This window comes from Buttiauxella sp. AC142 (assembly GCF_979253435.1).
Map to the genome: position 1 here is coordinate 695910 of NZ_CEEDCH010000001.1, position 17636 is coordinate 713545.

Genomic DNA, 17636 nt, shown 5'->3' on the forward strand with positions numbered 1-17636 from the left:
AAAACGATGTTGTGTTGAACGTATTATTTGTGAGTTACAGCCCGGACGATACGATCGCCTGAGAATTGAATTAAATACACTAATACCACCAATAACACTAATACCGTATTCATCACGGTAGCGTTATAACCGATATAACCGTATTGATAACCAATTTGACCTAAACCGCCAGCGCCCACGGCGCCGCCCATTGCAGAATAGCCAACCAGAGTAATCAGTGTGATGGTCGCCGCATTCACCAAACCTGGCAGTGCTTCAGGCAGCAATACTTTGCGGATAATTTGCATTGGCGTCGCGCCCATCGCACGTGAGGCTTCAATCAGGCCTGATGGAATTTCCAACAGGGCGTTTTCTACCATACGAGCAATAAATGGTGCTGCGCCTACTGTTAACGGCACGATTGCAGCTTGTAGACCAATCGAGGTTCCGACAATCATCCGGGTAAATGGAATCATCCATACCAGTAATATAATGAACGGAATGGAACGGAAGATATTTACCAGCGCTGACAGGCTGTTATAAAGCTTCGCGTTCGCGCTGATTTGGCCTGGGCGGGTAATATAAAGAAGCACGCCCACAGGAAGTCCCAGAACAAAGCCAAAGAAGCCGGACACAAACGTCATCGCCAGCGTTTCATACACTCCTTTAAGGAGTAACCACATCATTGGCTCAGACATAACCCAGCACCTCTACTTTTACATGTTGCTGCTGCAAGTATGCGATTGCAGCGTCCATATCCTGATGTTCTCCATGCAGCTCGCACAGCATAATGCCGAACTTCACACCACCGGCGTAATCCATCTGCGCGCTGATGATATTGCTGTTCACATTAAAGCGGCGTGCGGTTTCGGAAAGAAGCGGCGCATCAACAGACTGGCCGGTAAATTCCAGGCGAAGCAGCGGAACGGTAGTCTCGTTTTTCTTTGTGCTTAAACGCTGGGCGTAATCTTCCGGGATATCCAGATGCAAAGTTGATTGAATAAATTGCTGCGCAAGAGGTGTTTTCGGATGAGAGAACACTTCGCTTACAGTGTCTTGCTCTATTAACTCACCGTCACTAATGACTGCGACGCAATCACAGATGCGTTTTACAACATCCATTTCATGAGTAATTAAGAGAATCGTCAGGCCAAGACGGCGGTTTATATCTTTCAGCAATTCCAGAATCGAACGTGTTGTTGCTGGATCAAGTGCGCTGGTGGCTTCATCACACAAAAGCACTTTAGGGTTGCTTGCCAGCGCACGCGCAATCGCTACGCGCTGTTTTTGCCCGCCGGACAAGTTGGCTGGATAAGCATCGTGCTTTTCGCTCAGCCCGACCAGGTCGAGCAACTCTGATACCCGACGTTTGATTTCTTCGCGCGGCGTATTATCCAGCTCCAACGGTAATGCAACATTGCCGTAAACCGTACGGGAAGAGAGCAAGTTAAAATGCTGAAAAATCATGCCAATCTGACGGCGTGCCTTGGTCAGTTGGCTTTCAGAAAGCGTGGTCAGTTCCTGGCCATCAACCAGGACTGAACCTTGCGTTGGACGCTCAAGCAGGTTTACGCAACGGATAAGTGTGCTTTTCCCAGCACCTGATGCGCCAATCACGCCATAAATTTGCCCGGCAGGAACATGCAAACTGACATTATTCAATGCCTGGATGCTGCGATTCCCTTGCTGGAACACTTTGGTGATATTCGAAAGTTTAATCATTAGGTTATTTATTATCGTATGAGTGTAAGCCGTGGCATTTTCTGCTGCCGACAACGGGCGATGACCGTTATCGATATGGATGTTAAGGCATCCAGACGTCTAAATCAATCTGCGAATGATTGTCTATTCCCGCCAGGATAAGAAATCATGCGATACTACCGCTAATAATCCCAGTTTCAGGAGTTTCCAAGTGGCACAGTCTGTTCCCGCTATTTTTCTCGATCGTGATGGCACCATTAATGTTGATCATGGCTATGTCCATGAAGTTGATCAGTTTGAGTTCATTGATGGTGTAATTGATGCAATGCGTGAGTTAAAAGCAATGGGCTATGCGTTAGTGCTTGTCACCAATCAGTCAGGTATCGCCCGCGGCATGTTTACTGAAGCGGATTTTGAAAATCTTACAGAATGGATGGACTGGTCTTTAGCAGACCGTGGTGTTGATCTTGATGGCATCTATTATTGTCCGCATCATCCAGAGGCAATAGTAGAAGAGTTTCGCCAAACCTGTGATTGCCGCAAACCGCAACCGGGTATGTTGCTTTCCGCTCAAGAGTTTCTACATATAGATATGGCCTCTTCTTATATGGTTGGCGACAAACTAGAAGACATGCAGGCGGCATCAGCGGCACAAGTAGGGACAAAAGTGCTGGTTCGCAGCGGTAAGCCAGTGACTGAAGAAAGCGAAGCGGCGGCAGATTTGGTAATTAATAGCCTCAGCGACCTGCCAAAAGCGATTAAAGCGCGTCAAAAATAGACGTGGCGCTCGAAAAATAAGCGTTCGGTCATGATTTTGAAATTAGGGGTTGTCAGCTCCCAGAAAATCCCTATACTGCGCCTCCACTGACACGGCACAACGGCTTACAAACCGGCCCGTCAGCCAGATGAAAAGCGAAAATAAACGCTTGACTCTGAAAGAGGAAGGCGTAATATACGCCACCTCGAGTTAGCAAGCGAAAGCGCGTAACTCACTGCTCTTTAACAATTTATCAGACAATCTGTGTGGGCACTCGCAGGATTGATATCTCAGATACCCTCGGGTATCAAAAAAATATCAAGTCTTGAAGAGTGACCAAGCAGTAATTCATTTAGTTGAATTATTACGAAAGTTAATTTTTGAGCACCGCTTCACGAGTTGAAGCAAATCAAGCTTTTAATTGAAGAGTTTGATCATGGCTCAGATTGAACGCTGGCGGCAGGCCTAACACATGCAAGTCGAGCGGTAGCACAGGGAGCTTGCTCCTGGGTGACGAGCGGCGGACGGGTGAGTAATGTCTGGGAAACTGCCTGATGGAGGGGGATAACTACTGGAAACGGTAGCTAATACCGCATAACGTCTTCGGACCAAAGAGGGGGACCTTCGGGCCTCTTGCCATCAGATGTGCCCAGATGGGATTAGCTAGTAGGTGAGGTAATGGCTCACCTAGGCGACGATCCCTAGCTGGTCTGAGAGGATGACCAGCCACACTGGAACTGAGACACGGTCCAGACTCCTACGGGAGGCAGCAGTGGGGAATATTGCACAATGGGCGCAAGCCTGATGCAGCCATGCCGCGTGTATGAAGAAGGCCTTCGGGTTGTAAAGTACTTTCAGCGAGGAGGAAGGCATTGTGGTTAATAACCGCAGTGATTGACGTTACTCGCAGAAGAAGCACCGGCTAACTCCGTGCCAGCAGCCGCGGTAATACGGAGGGTGCAAGCGTTAATCGGAATTACTGGGCGTAAAGCGCACGCAGGCGGTCTGTCAAGTCGGATGTGAAATCCCCGGGCTCAACCTGGGAACTGCATTCGAAACTGGCAGGCTAGAGTCTTGTAGAGGGGGGTAGAATTCCAGGTGTAGCGGTGAAATGCGTAGAGATCTGGAGGAATACCGGTGGCGAAGGCGGCCCCCTGGACAAAGACTGACGCTCAGGTGCGAAAGCGTGGGGAGCAAACAGGATTAGATACCCTGGTAGTCCACGCCGTAAACGATGTCGACTTGGAGGTTGTTCCCTTGAGGAGTGGCTTCCGGAGCTAACGCGTTAAGTCGACCGCCTGGGGAGTACGGCCGCAAGGTTAAAACTCAAATGAATTGACGGGGGCCCGCACAAGCGGTGGAGCATGTGGTTTAATTCGATGCAACGCGAAGAACCTTACCTACTCTTGACATCCACGGAATTCGGCAGAGATGCCTTAGTGCCTTCGGGAACCGTGAGACAGGTGCTGCATGGCTGTCGTCAGCTCGTGTTGTGAAATGTTGGGTTAAGTCCCGCAACGAGCGCAACCCTTATCCTTTGTTGCCAGCGGTTCGGCCGGGAACTCAAAGGAGACTGCCAGTGATAAACTGGAGGAAGGTGGGGATGACGTCAAGTCATCATGGCCCTTACGAGTAGGGCTACACACGTGCTACAATGGCGCATACAAAGAGAAGCGACCTCGCGAGAGCAAGCGGACCTCATAAAGTGCGTCGTAGTCCGGATCGGAGTCTGCAACTCGACTCCGTGAAGTCGGAATCGCTAGTAATCGTAGATCAGAATGCTACGGTGAATACGTTCCCGGGCCTTGTACACACCGCCCGTCACACCATGGGAGTGGGTTGCAAAAGAAGTAGGTAGCTTAACCTTCGGGAGGGCGCTTACCACTTTGTGATTCATGACTGGGGTGAAGTCGTAACAAGGTAACCGTAGGGGAACCTGCGGTTGGATCACCTCCTTACCTGAAAGATACGAACTTGCGTAGTGCTCACACAGATTGTCTGATAGAAGTAAATGAGCAAAAAGCGATATCCTGCAAAGGATCATTCGTGTCCCCATCGTCTAGAGGCCCAGGACACTGCCCTTTCACGGCTGTAACAGGGGTTCGAATCCCCTTGGGGACGCCATCTTCGATAATGATGTGAAAGACATTATCAATAAATATCTCAAAACTGACTTTCGAGTCACGTTTGAGATATTGCTCTTTAAAAATCCGGAACAAGCTGAAAATTGAAACGACATGTCGTCTCATTCCTCCGTAATAAGGAATGGGAATACGATATGTTCGAGTCTCTCAAATTTTCACAACATCGATTGTGTCTCACGAGACATCTTCGGGTTGTGAGGTTAAGCGACTAAGCGTACACGGTGGATGCCCTGGCAGTCAGAGGCGATGAAGGACGTGCTAATCTGCGATAAGCGTCGGTAAGGTGATATGAACCGTTATAACCGACGATTTCCGAATGGGGAAACCCAGTGCAATTCGTTGCACTATCGTTAAGTGAATACATAGCTTAACGAAGCGAACCGGGGGAACTGAAACATCTAAGTACCCCGAGGAAAAGAAATCAACCGAGATTCCCCCAGTAGCGGCGAGCGAACGGGGAGCAGCCCAGAGTCTGAATCAGTTTGTGTATTAGTGGAAGCGTCTGGAAAGTCGCAGGGTACAGGGTGATACTCCCGTACACAAAAATGCACATGCTGTGAACTCGAAGAGTAGGGCGGGACACGTGGTATCCTGTCTGAATATGGGGGGACCATCCTCCAAGGCTAAATACTCCTGACTGACCGATAGTGAACCAGTACCGTGAGGGAAAGGCGAAAAGAACCCCGGCGAGGGGAGTGAAACAGAACCTGAAACCGTGTACGTACAAGCAGTGGGAGCCTCTTTTATGGGGTGACTGCGTACCTTTTGTATAATGGGTCAGCGACTTATATTCTGTAGCAAGGTTAACCGTATAGGGGAGCCGCAGGGAAACCGAGTCTTAACTGGGCGTTAAGTTGCAGGGTATAGACCCGAAACCCGGTGATCTAGCCATGGGCAGGTTGAAGGTTGGGTAACACTAACTGGAGGACCGAACCGACTAATGTTGAAAAATTAGCGGATGACTTGTGGCTGGGGGTGAAAGGCCAATCAAACCGGGAGATAGCTGGTTCTCCCCGAAAGCTATTTAGGTAGCGCCTCGTGAACTCATCTTCGGGGGTAGAGCACTGTTTCGGCTAGGGGGCCATCCCGGCTTACCAACCCGATGCAAACTACGAATACCGAAGAATGTTATCACGGGAGACACACGGCGGGTGCTAACGTCCGTCGTGAAGAGGGAAACAACCCAGACCGCCAGCTAAGGTCCCAAAGTCATGGTTAAGTGGGAAACGATGTGGGAAGGCACAGACAGCCAGGATGTTGGCTTAGAAGCAGCCATCATTTAAAGAAAGCGTAATAGCTCACTGGTCGAGTCGGCCTGCGCGGAAGATGTAACGGGGCTAAACCATGCACCGAAGCTGCGGCAGCGACGCTTATGCGTTGTTGGGTAGGGGAGCGTTCTGTAAGCCGTTGAAGCTGGACTGTGAGGTCTGGTGGAGGTATCAGAAGTGCGAATGCTGACATAAGTAACGATAAAGCGGGTGAAAAACCCGCTCGCCGGAAGACCAAGGGTTCCTGTCCAACGTTAATCGGGGCAGGGTGAGTCGACCCCTAAGGCGAGGCCGAAAGGCGTAGTCGATGGGAAACAGGTTAATATTCCTGTACTCGGTGTTACTGCGAAGGGGGGACGGAGAGGGCTATGTTAGCCGGGCGACGGTTGTCCCGGTTTAAGCATGTAGGCGGAGAGTTTAGGTAAATCCGGACTCTTATCTAACGCTGAGGTGTGATGACGAGGCACTACGGTGCTGAAGTAACAAATGCCGCACTTCCAGGAAAAGCCTCTAAGCATCAGGTAACAACGAATCGTACCCCAAACCGACACAGGTGGTCAGGTAGAGAATACCAAGGCGCTTGAGAGAACTCGGGTGAAGGAACTAGGCAAAATGGTGCCGTAACTTCGGGAGAAGGCACGCTGTCGGTAGGTGAAGTCCCTCGCGGATGGAGCTGAAGGCAGTCGAAGATACCAGCTGGCTGCAACTGTTTATTAAAAACACAGCACTGTGCAAACACGAAAGTGGACGTATACGGTGTGACGCCTGCCCGGTGCCGGAAGGTTAATTGATGGGGTTAAGCGCAAGCTGAAGCTCTTGATCGAAGCCCCGGTAAACGGCGGCCGTAACTATAACGGTCCTAAGGTAGCGAAATTCCTTGTCGGGTAAGTTCCGACCTGCACGAATGGCGTAATGATGGCCAGGCTGTCTCCACCCGAGACTCAGTGAAATTGAAATCGCTGTGAAGATGCAGTGTACCCGCGGCAAGACGGAAAGACCCCGTGAACCTTTACTATAGCTTGACACTGAACATTGAGCCTTGATGTGTAGGATAGGTGGGAGGCTTTGAAGTGTGGACGCCAGTCTGCATGGAGCCAACCTTGAAATACCACCCTTTAATGTTTGATGTTCTAACGTAGACCCGTGATCCGGGTTGCGGACAGTGTCTGGTGGGTAGTTTGACTGGGGCGGTCTCCTCCTAAAGCGTAACGGAGGAGCACGAAGGTTAGCTAATCACGGTCGGACATCGTGAGGTTAGTGCAAAGGCATAAGCTAGCTTGACTGCGAGAGTGACGGCTCGAGCAGGTGCGAAAGCAGGTCTTAGTGATCCGGTGGTTCTGAATGGAAGGGCCATCGCTCAACGGATAAAAGGTACTCCGGGGATAACAGGCTGATACCGCCCAAGAGTTCATATCGACGGCGGTGTTTGGCACCTCGATGTCGGCTCATCACATCCTGGGGCTGAAGTAGGTCCCAAGGGTATGGCTGTTCGCCATTTAAAGTGGTACGCGAGCTGGGTTTAGAACGTCGTGAGACAGTTCGGTCCCTATCTGCCGTGGGCGCTGGAGAATTGAGGGGGGCTGCTCCTAGTACGAGAGGACCGGAGTGGACGCATCACTGGTGTTCGGGTTGTCATGCCAATGGCATTGCCCGGTAGCTAAATGCGGAAAAGATAAGCGCTGAAAGCATCTAAGCGCGAAACTTGCCCCGAGATGAGTTCTCCCTGACCCTTTAAGGGTCCTGAAGGAACGTTGAAGACTACGACGTTGATAGGCTGGGTGTGTAAGCGTAGCGATACGTTGAGCTAACCAGTACTAATGATCCGTGAGGCTTAACCTTACAACACCGAAGGTGTTTTGGTTGAGAGACTAAGCATTTGATTTTCAGCTTGAACCGAGATTTTAAGTCGATGGTTGTGTGAACAGCATAACGGTTGATGAAACAGAATATGCCTGGCGGCAGTAGCGCGGTGGTCCCACCTGACCCCATGCCGAACTCAGAAGTGAAACGCCGTAGCGCCGATGGTAGTGTGGGGTCTCCCCATGCGAGAGTAGGGAACTGCCAGGCTCCAAATTCAAAGCAGTAAAAGCCAGAATGTGACATCTGGTGGTAGTAAGAAAGAAATTCGGTGGAGCGGTAGTTCAGTCGGTTAGAATACCTGCCTGTCACGCAGGGGGTCGCGGGTTCGAGTCCCGTCCGTTCCGCCACTTATTTAAGCCCTGAGTCTTTTAGACTCAGGGCTTTTTTATGCATAAAATTCAGCATGTCTCTCTATTATTGTGTTTAACGCAAATATCTTCTGCAATTATCTGACTTTGTTAGCAAAGTTATCCGCTGCATAATCCTCGTATAACAAACATATATCCCCAACGAGGTAAAAAATGACAATTCCTGCATTTGGTTTAGGTACATTTCGTTTAAAAGACGATGTAGTGATCGCATCAGTAAAAACAGCGCTTGAATTAGGTTACCGCGCGGTCGATACAGCACAAATTTATGAGAATGAAGCTGCTGTAGGGCAGGCTATTGAAGAAAGTGGTGTTGCACGTAGTGAGCTTTTTATCACCACTAAAATCTGGATTGAGAATCTAAGCAAAGAAAAATTAATCCCAAGCCTGAAAGAAAGTCTACGCAAATTGCGTACAGATTATGTCGATTTGACTCTAATTCACTGGTCATCATCCAATGATGCTGTGCCAGTCGCAGAGTTTATGCAGGCGTTACTTGAAGCGAAAAAAGAAGGACTAACGCGCAATATTGGTGTTTCTAACTTCACTATCGACCTGATGCAGCAGGCAATTGAAGCGGTGGGGGCTGAAAATATAGCGACCAACCAAATTGAGCTTTCACCGTATTTGCACAACCGCAAAGTCGTTGATTGGGCACATGAACATAATATCCATATCACCTCATATATGACTCTTGCCTATGGTAAGGCACTGAAAGATGAAGTCATTAGAAGAATTGCGCAGAAATATAATGCAACTCCGGCTCAGGTTATTTTGGCATGGGCAATGAAGTTGGGTTATGCGGTTATTCCTTCTTCAACAAAACGCGAGAATCTGCAAAGTAATCTACGATCGCAGACTCTCATGCTCGATGAGGAAGATATGATGGCCATTACTGAACTGGACTGTAACGATCGACTGGTTAGCCCGGAAGGTCTGGCTCCACTCTGGGATTAATCTTCCATTACAGCCCCTGCGGGGGCTGTTGCACATGCTCACTTAGAAAATCAATAAATGCTCTAATCCGGCTGCTGACGGCACGATCGCTGTAATACACCGCACTGAATGGCATTTCTACGGGGAGCAGTTTGTCTGCAAGTAATTCCACAAACTTCCCTTCAGCTATTTCTTTATTAATCATGTAGTCAGACAGGCAGGCAATACCATTCCCGGTCAGGCAAAGTTGCTTGAGTGTTTCACCGCTATTGGAGGTTATTCCCGGTGTAATGTCATACTGTAATCCATCAGTTTGGGCAACCGGCCATTTGTTCAAACTTTCTGTTTCAGAGAAACCCAGGCAGATATGATCCTGAAGATCCTCTGCACTTAGCGGTATTCCGTTTTGTGCTAAATATTCAGGAGAAGCAATAATTTTACGCTGGCTGGTGAAAAAGGGTCTGGCCCGAAGTGTTGAATCCGTCAACGTTCCTGCGCGAATGGCAACATCGACTTTACGTTCAATCAGGTTAATAAATGTCTCTGAGGAAATTAGCGAAAGCGTTATCTCTGGATAGCGTTCACGGAAAGGTTTAATGAGCGGCATCAAGAGGTGGAGCATCACAGGGGTCGCGGCGTCAATGCGCAGTAAACCCCGAGGTCTTTGTCGCGTTTCCATTAGCTCATTTTCAGCCGCTGCCATCTCTTGCAAGATCTGTTGTACGCGACGGAAATAGCGTTCCCCTTCCTCTGTAAGGCTCAGCTGGCGCGTTGTGCGATTTAGAAGTGTTACCCCTAGCTTCATCTCTAATTTTTTCACCGAGCGGCTCACAGCTGAATTAGCCAGTTCGAGCTGTATCGCTGCACGACTAAAACTTCCACTTTCCACAACGGCGACAAAGATCGTCAGTTCTTCAGAGGTGGCCTTCATTATTGCTCCTGAGACAAAATTGTATTGAGATTTTGCATGTTTTTGTTATTTAACCATCACGCCATACTGCGTGTCATCAAAAGACACCTGCTATGGAGTAAATTATGCCTCTGGCACTATGGGCGCTGACTATCAGTGCATTTGCAATCGGTACTACAGAATTTGTCATTGTTGGGCTGGTACCAACAATCGCTGACCAACTTTCAATTTCATTACCTTCTGCTGGATTGTTAGTCTCTATTTACGCGTTGGGCGTCGCTGTGGGCGCTCCTGTTTTGACGGCATTAACCGGGAGATTGCCTCGTAAGCAATTACTGATTGGTCTGATGGCATTATTTACCGCGGGTAATCTGTTAGCCTGGCTTTCGCCAAACTATGAAACCCTCGTTATTGCTCGTCTTCTGACAGGACTTGCGCATGGCGTGTTCTTCTCAATTGGCTCAACCATCGCAACCAGTCTGGTCCCTAAAGAGAAAGCGGCATCTGCCATTGCGATTATGTTTGGTGGTTTAACCGTTGCTTTGGTTACTGGCGTACCTCTCGGGACGTTCATTGGTCAGCATTTTGGTTGGCGCGAAACGTTCCTCGCAGTGTCGGCTATCGGTGTAATCGCATTAATTAGCAGCACAATTTTGGTGCCTAAAGATATTCCAACTCGAGTGGTTGCCAGTATTAAAGATCAACTGAAAGTGATGACTCACCCGCGTTTGTTGATCATTTATGCGATAACAGCTTTGGGGTACGGTGGCGTGTTTACGGCATTTACCTTCCTGGCTCCGATGATGCAGGACCTTGCAGGTTATTCGCCAGCAGCAGTGAGCTGGATTTTATTAGGCTATGGCATCTCCGTAGCAATAGGGAATATCTGGGGCGGAAAACTTGCTGACCGTCATGGTGCTGTGCCTGCCTTGAAATTCATTTTTGCAGCACTTGCCGCATTACTCCTGGTGTTCCAGTTTACGGCTAGTTCACATATTGGTGCTTTAGTGACGGTGTTAATCATGGGGATTTTCGCCTTCGGCAATGTACCTGGTTTGCAGGTGTATGTTGTGCAGAAGGCTGAGCTTTACACGCCAAATGCGGTAGATGTTGCTTCTGGTCTGAATATCGCGGCTTTTAACGTTGGGATCGCATTAGGTTCTGTTATTGGCGGTCAAACGGTTCAAAGCTTTGGTTTGGCGCAAACTCCCTGGATTGGCGCGGTGATTGTTGTTGGTGCATTACTTTTAATTACGTTAAGTGGCCGACTTGATTCCCGCCGAGAAATTGCTGTCGGGTAACTCATTTAAACAAGATCGTTAGCAATTGCATACGGTCTTGTTCATCAATGGTTTGAATTGGTCGTTGAAACTCTGCACTAAAGTCCCTATAACTGAAAGACAGCCTTCGATATGGAGGCTTCTTTGGTTACAGAGGTCATTAGTAAAAAAGTGCGCAAAAATACTTATGCCATGAGATATGTTGCCGGTCAGCCAGCAGAACGCATTCTGCCTCCTGGCTCCTTTGCAACTATTGGTCAGGCATTGCCACCCGGGGAACCTTTGCCGAGCGAGGCTTCCTTAAAAGTATTGGTATGGAATATTTTCAAGCAGCAACGAGCTGAGTGGCTTTCGGTGCTGCAAAATTTTGGTAAAGATGCTCACCTCGTCTTGTTGCAGGAAGCGCAAGCCACTCCTGAACTGGTAAAATTTGCGACCAGTAATTATCTGGCCGCAGATCAGGTTCCGGCGTTTGTATTGCCTCAACACCCCTCTGGCGTGATGACGTTGTCTGCCGCACATCCTGTCTACTGTTGCCCACTGCGCGAACGTGAACCGATTCTACGTTTGTCTAAATCCGCGTTAGTAACAGTTTACCCGCTGCCTGATGGCCGTTTATTAATGGTCGTGAATATTCATGCCGTGAATTTCAGCCTGGGTGTGGATGTTTACAGTAAGCAACTTGGGCCAATTGGTGATCAAATTGGCCATCATAATGGGCCGATTATTATGGCAGGCGATTTTAATGCCTGGAGTCGCCCTCGCATGAATGCACTCTACCGCTTTGCTCGCGAGATGACTCTGCGTGAGGTGCGCTTTACTGACGATCATCGCCGTCGGGCTTTTGGTCGTCCTCTCGATTTCGTTTTTTATCGTGGATTAAATGTTACGGAAGCCTCTGTTCTGGTTACCCGCGCGTCTGACCACAACCCTCTACTAGTCGAATTCCGTCCCGGCAAACCTGATTGAAGTAAGGTTAGTCAGGTCTGCCACTGGGCAGACCTGTGTGCTGCCCTTACTTATAATCAACTGCAAGGACAATACAATGACAACACAAACTCACCATGACAAAGTCAGCCAACAATTTAGCTCTCAGGCAGGGGCGTATCTGAGTAGCGCTGTACACGCTTCAGGAAGAGACCTGGAGCGCTTGAACGCGCGTCTGGCCGATTTTCCTGAGGCCCAACTGCTTGATATGGGATGTGGGGCAGGGCATGCGAGTTTTATTGCCGCGTCACAGGTGAAAGATGTTGTTGCTTACGATCTCTCTGAACAAATGCTCACGGTGGTCAGTGAAGCCGCTAAAACTCGTAATATTTCCAATATAAAGACGCAGCAGGGTTATGCGGAAGCTTTACCATTTGAAGATGAATCATTTGATGTTGTGATCAGCCGTTATTCAGCTCATCACTGGCACGACGTTGGCAAAGCGTTACGGGAAGTAAGGCGCGTACTGAAACCTGGCGGCGTGGTGGTGTTTATGGATGTTATGTCACCTGGCCATCCTGTTCTGGATATCTGGTTACAAACTGTTGAAGCATTGCGGGATACTTCGCATGTTCATAACTATTCCAGCGGAGAGTTACTGGGCATGTTTAACGAGGCAGGTTTAGTGACGCAAAACTTATTGTGCGACCAATTGGTTCTGGAATTTTCAAGTTGGATTGCACGTATGCGAACACCCAAGGTAATGGCTGATGCTATCCGTGCTTATCAACAAAGCGCATCAGACGAAGTACAACGCTATTTTGATCTGCAGGCTGATGGGACGTTTACCAGCGACATTGTGATGGTCGAAGCCAGGAAAGTCTGACATTGCGAAGCAGGAATAAAAAAGGCACCTAAATAGGTGCCTTTTCTTCGAATAAACAATCATGTATCAGGTGTAGAGTTGTTGCTTACAAACAGCGTCAACTGATCGCCAGGTTTCAGATTGTCCGTATCATCGTTCCAGCGTAGAACATCTTTGATATTCACACCGTGACGTTTAGCGATACTCGACAACGAATCACCCTTGCGCACCTTATACGTGATGCTATCGTTCTTAGCTAAGCTCTGAGCGCCATTTTTGACACTGAGTGTTTGACCAACTTTGATATGCGCGCCACGTATGCCGTTCCAGCTTTGCAAATCTTTTGAGCTAACACCTAAGCGTGAAGCGATGCTCGACAGGGTATCACCCGAGCGAACACGATAAGATTTGCTGCCACCTGCGCTGATACGGTTATCTGCGACAAGCGTTGGCTGCACTGCTGCAATTTCACCGGAAGCCAAAGAGGCTTTCAGCTGATCGGCATGCTTTTTAGGCACCATCACATAACGCTGATTTTTGCCAACCGTCGAGGTTTTAACCCCAGCGTTGAACGTTTTAAGCGTACTTAATGGTATTCCCGCCATTTCAGCCACTTGTGTCAGTTCCACCGGATCGCTCACTTCAACTCGCGCTAAAGCACGACTTTCGTCAGTCGTCGGCAGGCGTACACCGTATTTTTGGCTGTTCTTGAGAATGTCACTCAGCGCCAGCATTTTTGGCACGTAAATCTTGGTTTCCCGTGGCAGTGAAAGCGACCAAAAATCCGTAGGTAAACCACGAGCTTTATTCGCTTTCATTGCCTTCAGTACACGACCTTCGCCGCTGTTGTACGCCGCCACGGTTAACAACCAGTCGCCGTCAAACATCTTATTCAGACGCTGCATCATATCGAGTGCGGCAGTGGTAGAAGCCACTACATCACGACGTGCATCGTATGCTTTGGTCTGTTTTAAACCATAATTTCGACCCGTACTCGGTACAATCTGCCAGATGCCAGCGGCATTCGCAGAAGAGGTAGCGTGGGGGTCAAAAGCGCTCTCCACTATGGGTAGTAGTACTAGTTCCATTGGCATGTTACGTTTCTTAACTTGCCCGGCAATCCAGTACATATACGGCTCTGCCCGTAATGTTACATCGTGGAGATAGCTCTTATTCTTCAGGTACTTCTGTTTCTGTTCGCGGATCCGGGTATTCTCCGGTATCCCCATCTTTAGCTCGTCGCCAATGAAGTTCCACAAGTTTTGATTATCTGCGAGGTATGTCCCATCGTCCATCCATCGCTTACCTGTGTACTTTCCTGCTTCACCTTGACCAGCTGCAGACAGACTCTGTGCGTGCTGTTGGATGTTGCCGTCATGCTTCGACGCCTGGCACCCCACTAGCAGGACAGAGGCGAGTAATATCGCTTTTGCCTTCATGTATGTGTCAATAGTTGCTTAAAAGACGAGCAAGAATACCTTCCACTTCCAAACAACACAACCAGAAAATTCAGAATGTATCTTTCTTTGTCCGTAACCATGCAAAAATCTGGCGTGGTTGTTGCAAGTTTGTTTCTTCTTTTATTTTATCTATTAAATCAACGTCATGCGTTCTAAGGAATAAATTTATTTTGCGTTCATTTTCCAAAGAACTAGGTAACGTTGATTGGTTTTTTGCACGTAACTCCTTAACTTTTCGAAAGTATCGGTTTAACTCATCATCGTTGGGAAGGATCGATAAGGAAAACTTAATGTTTGAAAGTGTGTACTCGTGGGCACAACAAATTAACGTTTCAGCGGGGAGTTTGTTAAGCTTTTGAAAAGAATCAAACATATTTCTCGCTGTGCCTTCAAAAAGCCTGCCGCAACCACCAGAAAATAGAGTATCGCCGCAAAATAGATAAGGTGCGCAGTAGAAACAGATATGTCCTAAAGTGTGACCGGGAGTGGCAATAACACTAAATTCATACTTTAAAATATTGACCTTATCACCCTCTCTGACTACCCGGTTCGTTCCCTTATCTTGTGTCTCTTCGGGGCCATATACCACAAGGTCTGGATACTTTTTCACAAGTTCTTTTACGCCGCCAACGTGATCATTGTGATGGTGAGTCAGTAAAATTGCCTCTGGTGTCCATTGGTTGGTTTCAAGAGCTTTAAGCACTGGTTCAGCTTCACCAGGATCGACGATGATACATTTACCCTGTTCGTCGTTCAGAACCCAGATGTAGTTATCCTGGAATGCAGAAATACTGTTAAGATTCATAATTCAACCTCTCTGAATTGCGTTAAGAAGGTAGTGATGAAACCGGCAAGGATACCTGATAATTTCATTTCACCGCATCATTGGGGAGAGCTGCCCTGGGGCGAATATTACCGCGAAGCTCTGGAAGTCCAACTCCAGCCCTGGCTTGCTAAGATGTTCGGTTTTCATCTTCTGAAGATTGGTAACTTAAGCACAGAAATTAACACCGAAGCATGTGCTATTTCACACCAGGTGAATGTCGCACTACAAGGCGAGCGGCTTCAGGTTAATGCCGATCCGCTGTATTTACCCTTTGCTGCTAAATCGGTCGATGCCTGTATGTTGGCTCATACATTACCCTGGAGCCAGGATCCGCACGGATTACTCCGAGAAGTGGACCGAGTATTGATTGATGACGGTTGGCTAATTTTAAGCAGTTTTAACCCGGTGAGTTTGCTCGGCTTGGGTAAAACTGTTCCGTTTTTACGCAAACGCACGCCGTATCATTGCCGAATGTTCACACCAATGAGGATGTTTGACTGGTTAGCGTTACTGAATTTTGAAGTGATGCACCAACGCAGTTTCCAGGTTTTACCCTGGAGTAAACAAGGTGGGAAGATGCTCAGCACCCACCTTCCTGCGTTGGGATGTATGCATGTCATTGTGGCACGTAAGCGCACATTACCGCTGACGCTCAATCCAATGAAAAATCGGAAAGCGAAAACACAAATTCGATCAGCGGTCGGGGCGACAAGGCAGTTTAGGGAGACAACTAAAGCTTCGTCTCTGGTTGATAACCCACGTCCTCAAGAGTTGGATTAGAAGCCGCTTCACGCGCAAGTTCATCGCAACGTTCGTTCTCGGGGTGACCGGCATGGCCCTTCACCCACTCCCAACTAATTTTATGCTCGCTTAATGCGGCATCCAGTCGTTTCCACAAATCGACATTCTTTACTGGTTTTTTATCGGCGGTTTTCCAGCCACGTTTTTTCCAGTTATGAATCCATTGGGTAATGCCCTGGCGAACATATTGGCTATCAGTGCTAAGCACCACGTCGCAAGGTTCGACTAACGCTTCAAGTGCGACGATCGCAGCCATCATTTCCATGCGATTATTTGTCGTTAAACGAAAGCCAACGCTGAAAATTTTTTCGTGCTGCTTGTACCGTAAAATGGCGCCATAACCGCCCGGGCCTGGATTACCGAGGCAAGAGCCATCGGTGAAAATTTCTACCTGTTTGCGCATCTCTGGTAGACTTCCTGTGATTAAAAAACCAAGTCTGACATAAACGAGCGACATGAGCACACCAATTACACGACAGATAGTCCTTGATACTGAAACCACCGGTATGAACCAAATCGGTGCTCACTACGAAGGGCATCGCATTATTGAAATCGGTGCGGTTGAAGTGATTAACCGCCGGTTGACGGGTAATAACTTCCACGTTTACCTGAAGCCTGACAGGCTGGTGGACCCGGAAGCCTTTGGCGTTCACGGAATTGCCGATGAGTTTCTGGCAGACAAACCCACTTTTGATCAGGTTGCTGATTCGTTCATGGATTACATTCGCGGCGCAGAGCTGGTTATCCATAACGCGTCGTTTGATATTGGGTTTATGGACTATGAGTTCGGGAAGCTTAAACGCGATATCCCGAAAACCAATACCTTCTGCAAAGTTACCGATAGTCTGGCACTTGCTCGTAAAATGTTCCCGGGCAAGCGTAATAGCCTTGATGCACTTTGCAATCGTTATGAAATAGACAACAGCAAACGAACACTACACGGCGCGTTGCTCGATGCCCAGATTCTGGCTGACGTCTATTTGATGATGACGGGCGGCCAAACCTCTTTGAAGTTTGCCATGGAAGGGGACGTTCAGCAGCGTACCGGAGATAGCGGTATACAGCGTGTTGTGCGTCATGATTCAGGTATACGTGTCATTCGAGCCAGTGATGTGGAACTGGAAGCGCATGAATCGCGGCTTGATCTTGTGGAAAAGAAAGGTGGAAGTTGCCTGTGGCGGGTATAAAAGCAGCATCAATGGATTAAAAATCACCGGTTGGGTTAAATTAACGGCAACCGATTAGATTTTTTAGAAAAAACGTTGACGCTTACCGGCCCAATACGTAATATCTGCCTCGTTCCCGACGGGGAACAAAACGCGGAGCGGTAGTTCAGTCGGTTAGAATACCTGCCTGTCACGCAGGGGGTCGCGGGTTCGAGTCCCGTCCGTTCCGCCACAATCAGAAAGCCTGAATCAGAAATGATTCAGGCTTTCGTCGTTTCTGCAGAATGAAAAAATCACCACTCTAACCAAACCCATTACTACATCTCTCTTCGCTCAGCTTGAACCTGTTAATCATTTCTGTGTCAATATACTAAAAACATACAAAAAA

The 17636-nt window shown here is 48.3% G+C and carries 12 protein-coding genes, 3 tRNA genes, 3 rRNA genes and 1 pseudogene; 13 read left to right on the forward strand and 6 right to left on the reverse strand.

All coding sequences use genetic code 11. The features are described 5' to 3' along the window. Nucleotides 1-23: 23 nt before the first annotated feature. Nucleotides 24-677 carry a methionine ABC transporter permease MetI gene (locus AC0IWZ_RS03140; protein ID WP_034493533.1) on the reverse strand — a complete coding sequence of 218 codons (654 nt, stop codon included), beginning with the start codon at nt 675-677 and terminating at the stop codon, nt 24-26. Beyond that, nucleotides 670-1701 carry a methionine ABC transporter ATP-binding protein MetN gene (gene metN / locus AC0IWZ_RS03145; RefSeq protein WP_410373897.1) on the reverse strand — a complete coding sequence of 344 codons (1032 nt, stop codon included), beginning with the start codon at nt 1699-1701 and terminating at the stop codon, nt 670-672. Before metN ends, AC0IWZ_RS03140 begins: the two co-directional genes overlap by 8 nt. A gap of 190 nt (nt 1702-1891) precedes the next feature. Here metN and gmhB point away from each other — a divergent pair, with 190 nt between their 5' ends. From gmhB to dkgB, 7 genes are all read left to right on the forward strand, one after another. Next, nucleotides 1892-2458, forward strand: a complete 567-nt coding sequence (gmhB, locus tag AC0IWZ_RS03150; RefSeq protein WP_115630703.1) for a D-glycero-beta-D-manno-heptose 1,7-bisphosphate 7-phosphatase — start codon at nt 1892-1894, stop codon at nt 2456-2458. Between the two features lie 397 nt (nt 2459-2855). Further along, nucleotides 2856-4395 (forward strand): 16S ribosomal RNA (locus AC0IWZ_RS03155). A 90-nt stretch (nt 4396-4485) separates the two neighbouring features. Beyond that, nucleotides 4486-4561, forward strand: a tRNA-Glu gene (locus AC0IWZ_RS03160). 218 nt (nt 4562-4779) lie between these two features. Beyond that, nucleotides 4780-7688: ribosomal RNA gene (locus tag AC0IWZ_RS03165) — 23S ribosomal RNA — on the forward strand. A 112-nt stretch (nt 7689-7800) separates the two neighbouring features. After that, nucleotides 7801-7916: ribosomal RNA gene (gene rrf, locus AC0IWZ_RS03170) — 5S ribosomal RNA — on the forward strand. The 16S, 23S and 5S rRNA genes sit together here with 2 tRNA genes alongside, the layout of an rRNA operon. A 63-nt stretch (nt 7917-7979) precedes the next feature. Continuing rightward, a tRNA-Asp gene (locus AC0IWZ_RS03175) sits at nt 7980-8056 on the forward strand. A 174-nt stretch (nt 8057-8230) separates the two neighbouring features. After that, nucleotides 8231-9034: a 2,5-didehydrogluconate reductase DkgB gene (gene dkgB / locus AC0IWZ_RS03180; RefSeq protein ID WP_471678183.1), complete on the forward strand. Its 804-nt coding sequence runs from the start codon at nt 8231-8233 to the stop codon at nt 9032-9034. On the opposite strand, the pseudogene yafC reads toward dkgB, so the two are convergent. Beyond that, nucleotides 9031-9944: pseudogene (yafC, locus tag AC0IWZ_RS03185) on the reverse strand (DNA-binding transcriptional regulator YafC). The gene dkgB and the pseudogene yafC overlap by 4 nt on opposite strands. Nucleotides 9945-10048: 104 nt before the next feature. Between yafC and AC0IWZ_RS03190 the strand changes: the two are divergent. From AC0IWZ_RS03190 to AC0IWZ_RS03200, 3 genes are all read left to right on the forward strand, one after another. Continuing rightward, nucleotides 10049-11224 carry an MFS transporter gene (locus AC0IWZ_RS03190; RefSeq protein ID WP_471678182.1) on the forward strand — a complete coding sequence of 392 codons (1176 nt, stop codon included), beginning with the start codon at nt 10049-10051 and terminating at the stop codon, nt 11222-11224. 150 nt (nt 11225-11374) lie between these two features. Further along, complete coding sequence (locus AC0IWZ_RS03195; protein WP_034493561.1) at nt 11375-12172, forward strand: endonuclease/exonuclease/phosphatase family protein; 798 nt, start codon at nt 11375-11377, stop codon at nt 12170-12172. A 76-nt stretch (nt 12173-12248) separates the two neighbouring features. Further along, nucleotides 12249-13016: a class I SAM-dependent methyltransferase gene (locus tag AC0IWZ_RS03200; protein WP_471678181.1), complete on the forward strand. Its 768-nt coding sequence runs from the start codon at nt 12249-12251 to the stop codon at nt 13014-13016. A gap of 59 nt (nt 13017-13075) precedes the next feature. On the opposite strand, the gene mltD is transcribed toward AC0IWZ_RS03200, so the two are convergent. Together mltD and gloB are read right to left on the reverse strand one after the other, a co-directional pair. After that, nucleotides 13076-14434, reverse strand: a complete 1359-nt coding sequence (mltD, locus tag AC0IWZ_RS03205) for a murein transglycosylase D (RefSeq protein WP_172895477.1) — start codon at nt 14432-14434, stop codon at nt 13076-13078. Nucleotides 14435-14504: 70 nt separating this feature from the next. After that, complete coding sequence (gloB, locus tag AC0IWZ_RS03210; protein ID WP_471678180.1) at nt 14505-15260, reverse strand: hydroxyacylglutathione hydrolase; 756 nt, start codon at nt 15258-15260, stop codon at nt 14505-14507. A 36-nt stretch (nt 15261-15296) separates the two neighbouring features. Here gloB and AC0IWZ_RS03215 point away from each other — a divergent pair, with 36 nt between their 5' ends. After that, nucleotides 15297-16061 (forward strand): methyltransferase domain-containing protein, encoded by a 765-nt coding sequence (locus AC0IWZ_RS03215; protein ID WP_471678179.1) that lies wholly within the window; start codon nt 15297-15299, stop codon nt 16059-16061. On the opposite strand, the gene rnhA is transcribed toward AC0IWZ_RS03215, so the two are convergent. Next, entirely contained in the window at nt 16012-16584 is a 573-nt protein-coding gene (rnhA, locus tag AC0IWZ_RS03220; protein WP_167333327.1) for a ribonuclease HI, read from the reverse strand. The two genes, AC0IWZ_RS03215 and rnhA, sit on opposite strands and share 50 nt — an antisense overlap. Between rnhA and dnaQ the strand changes: the two genes are divergently transcribed. Together dnaQ and AC0IWZ_RS03230 are read left to right on the forward strand one after the other, a co-directional pair. Continuing rightward, nucleotides 16538-17269: a DNA polymerase III subunit epsilon gene (gene dnaQ, locus AC0IWZ_RS03225; RefSeq protein WP_471678178.1), complete on the forward strand. Its 732-nt coding sequence runs from the start codon at nt 16538-16540 to the stop codon at nt 17267-17269. The genes rnhA and dnaQ overlap by 47 nt on opposite strands. A 134-nt stretch (nt 17270-17403) precedes the next feature. After that, a tRNA-Asp gene (locus AC0IWZ_RS03230) sits at nt 17404-17480 on the forward strand. Nucleotides 17481-17636: the final 156 nt, after the last annotated feature.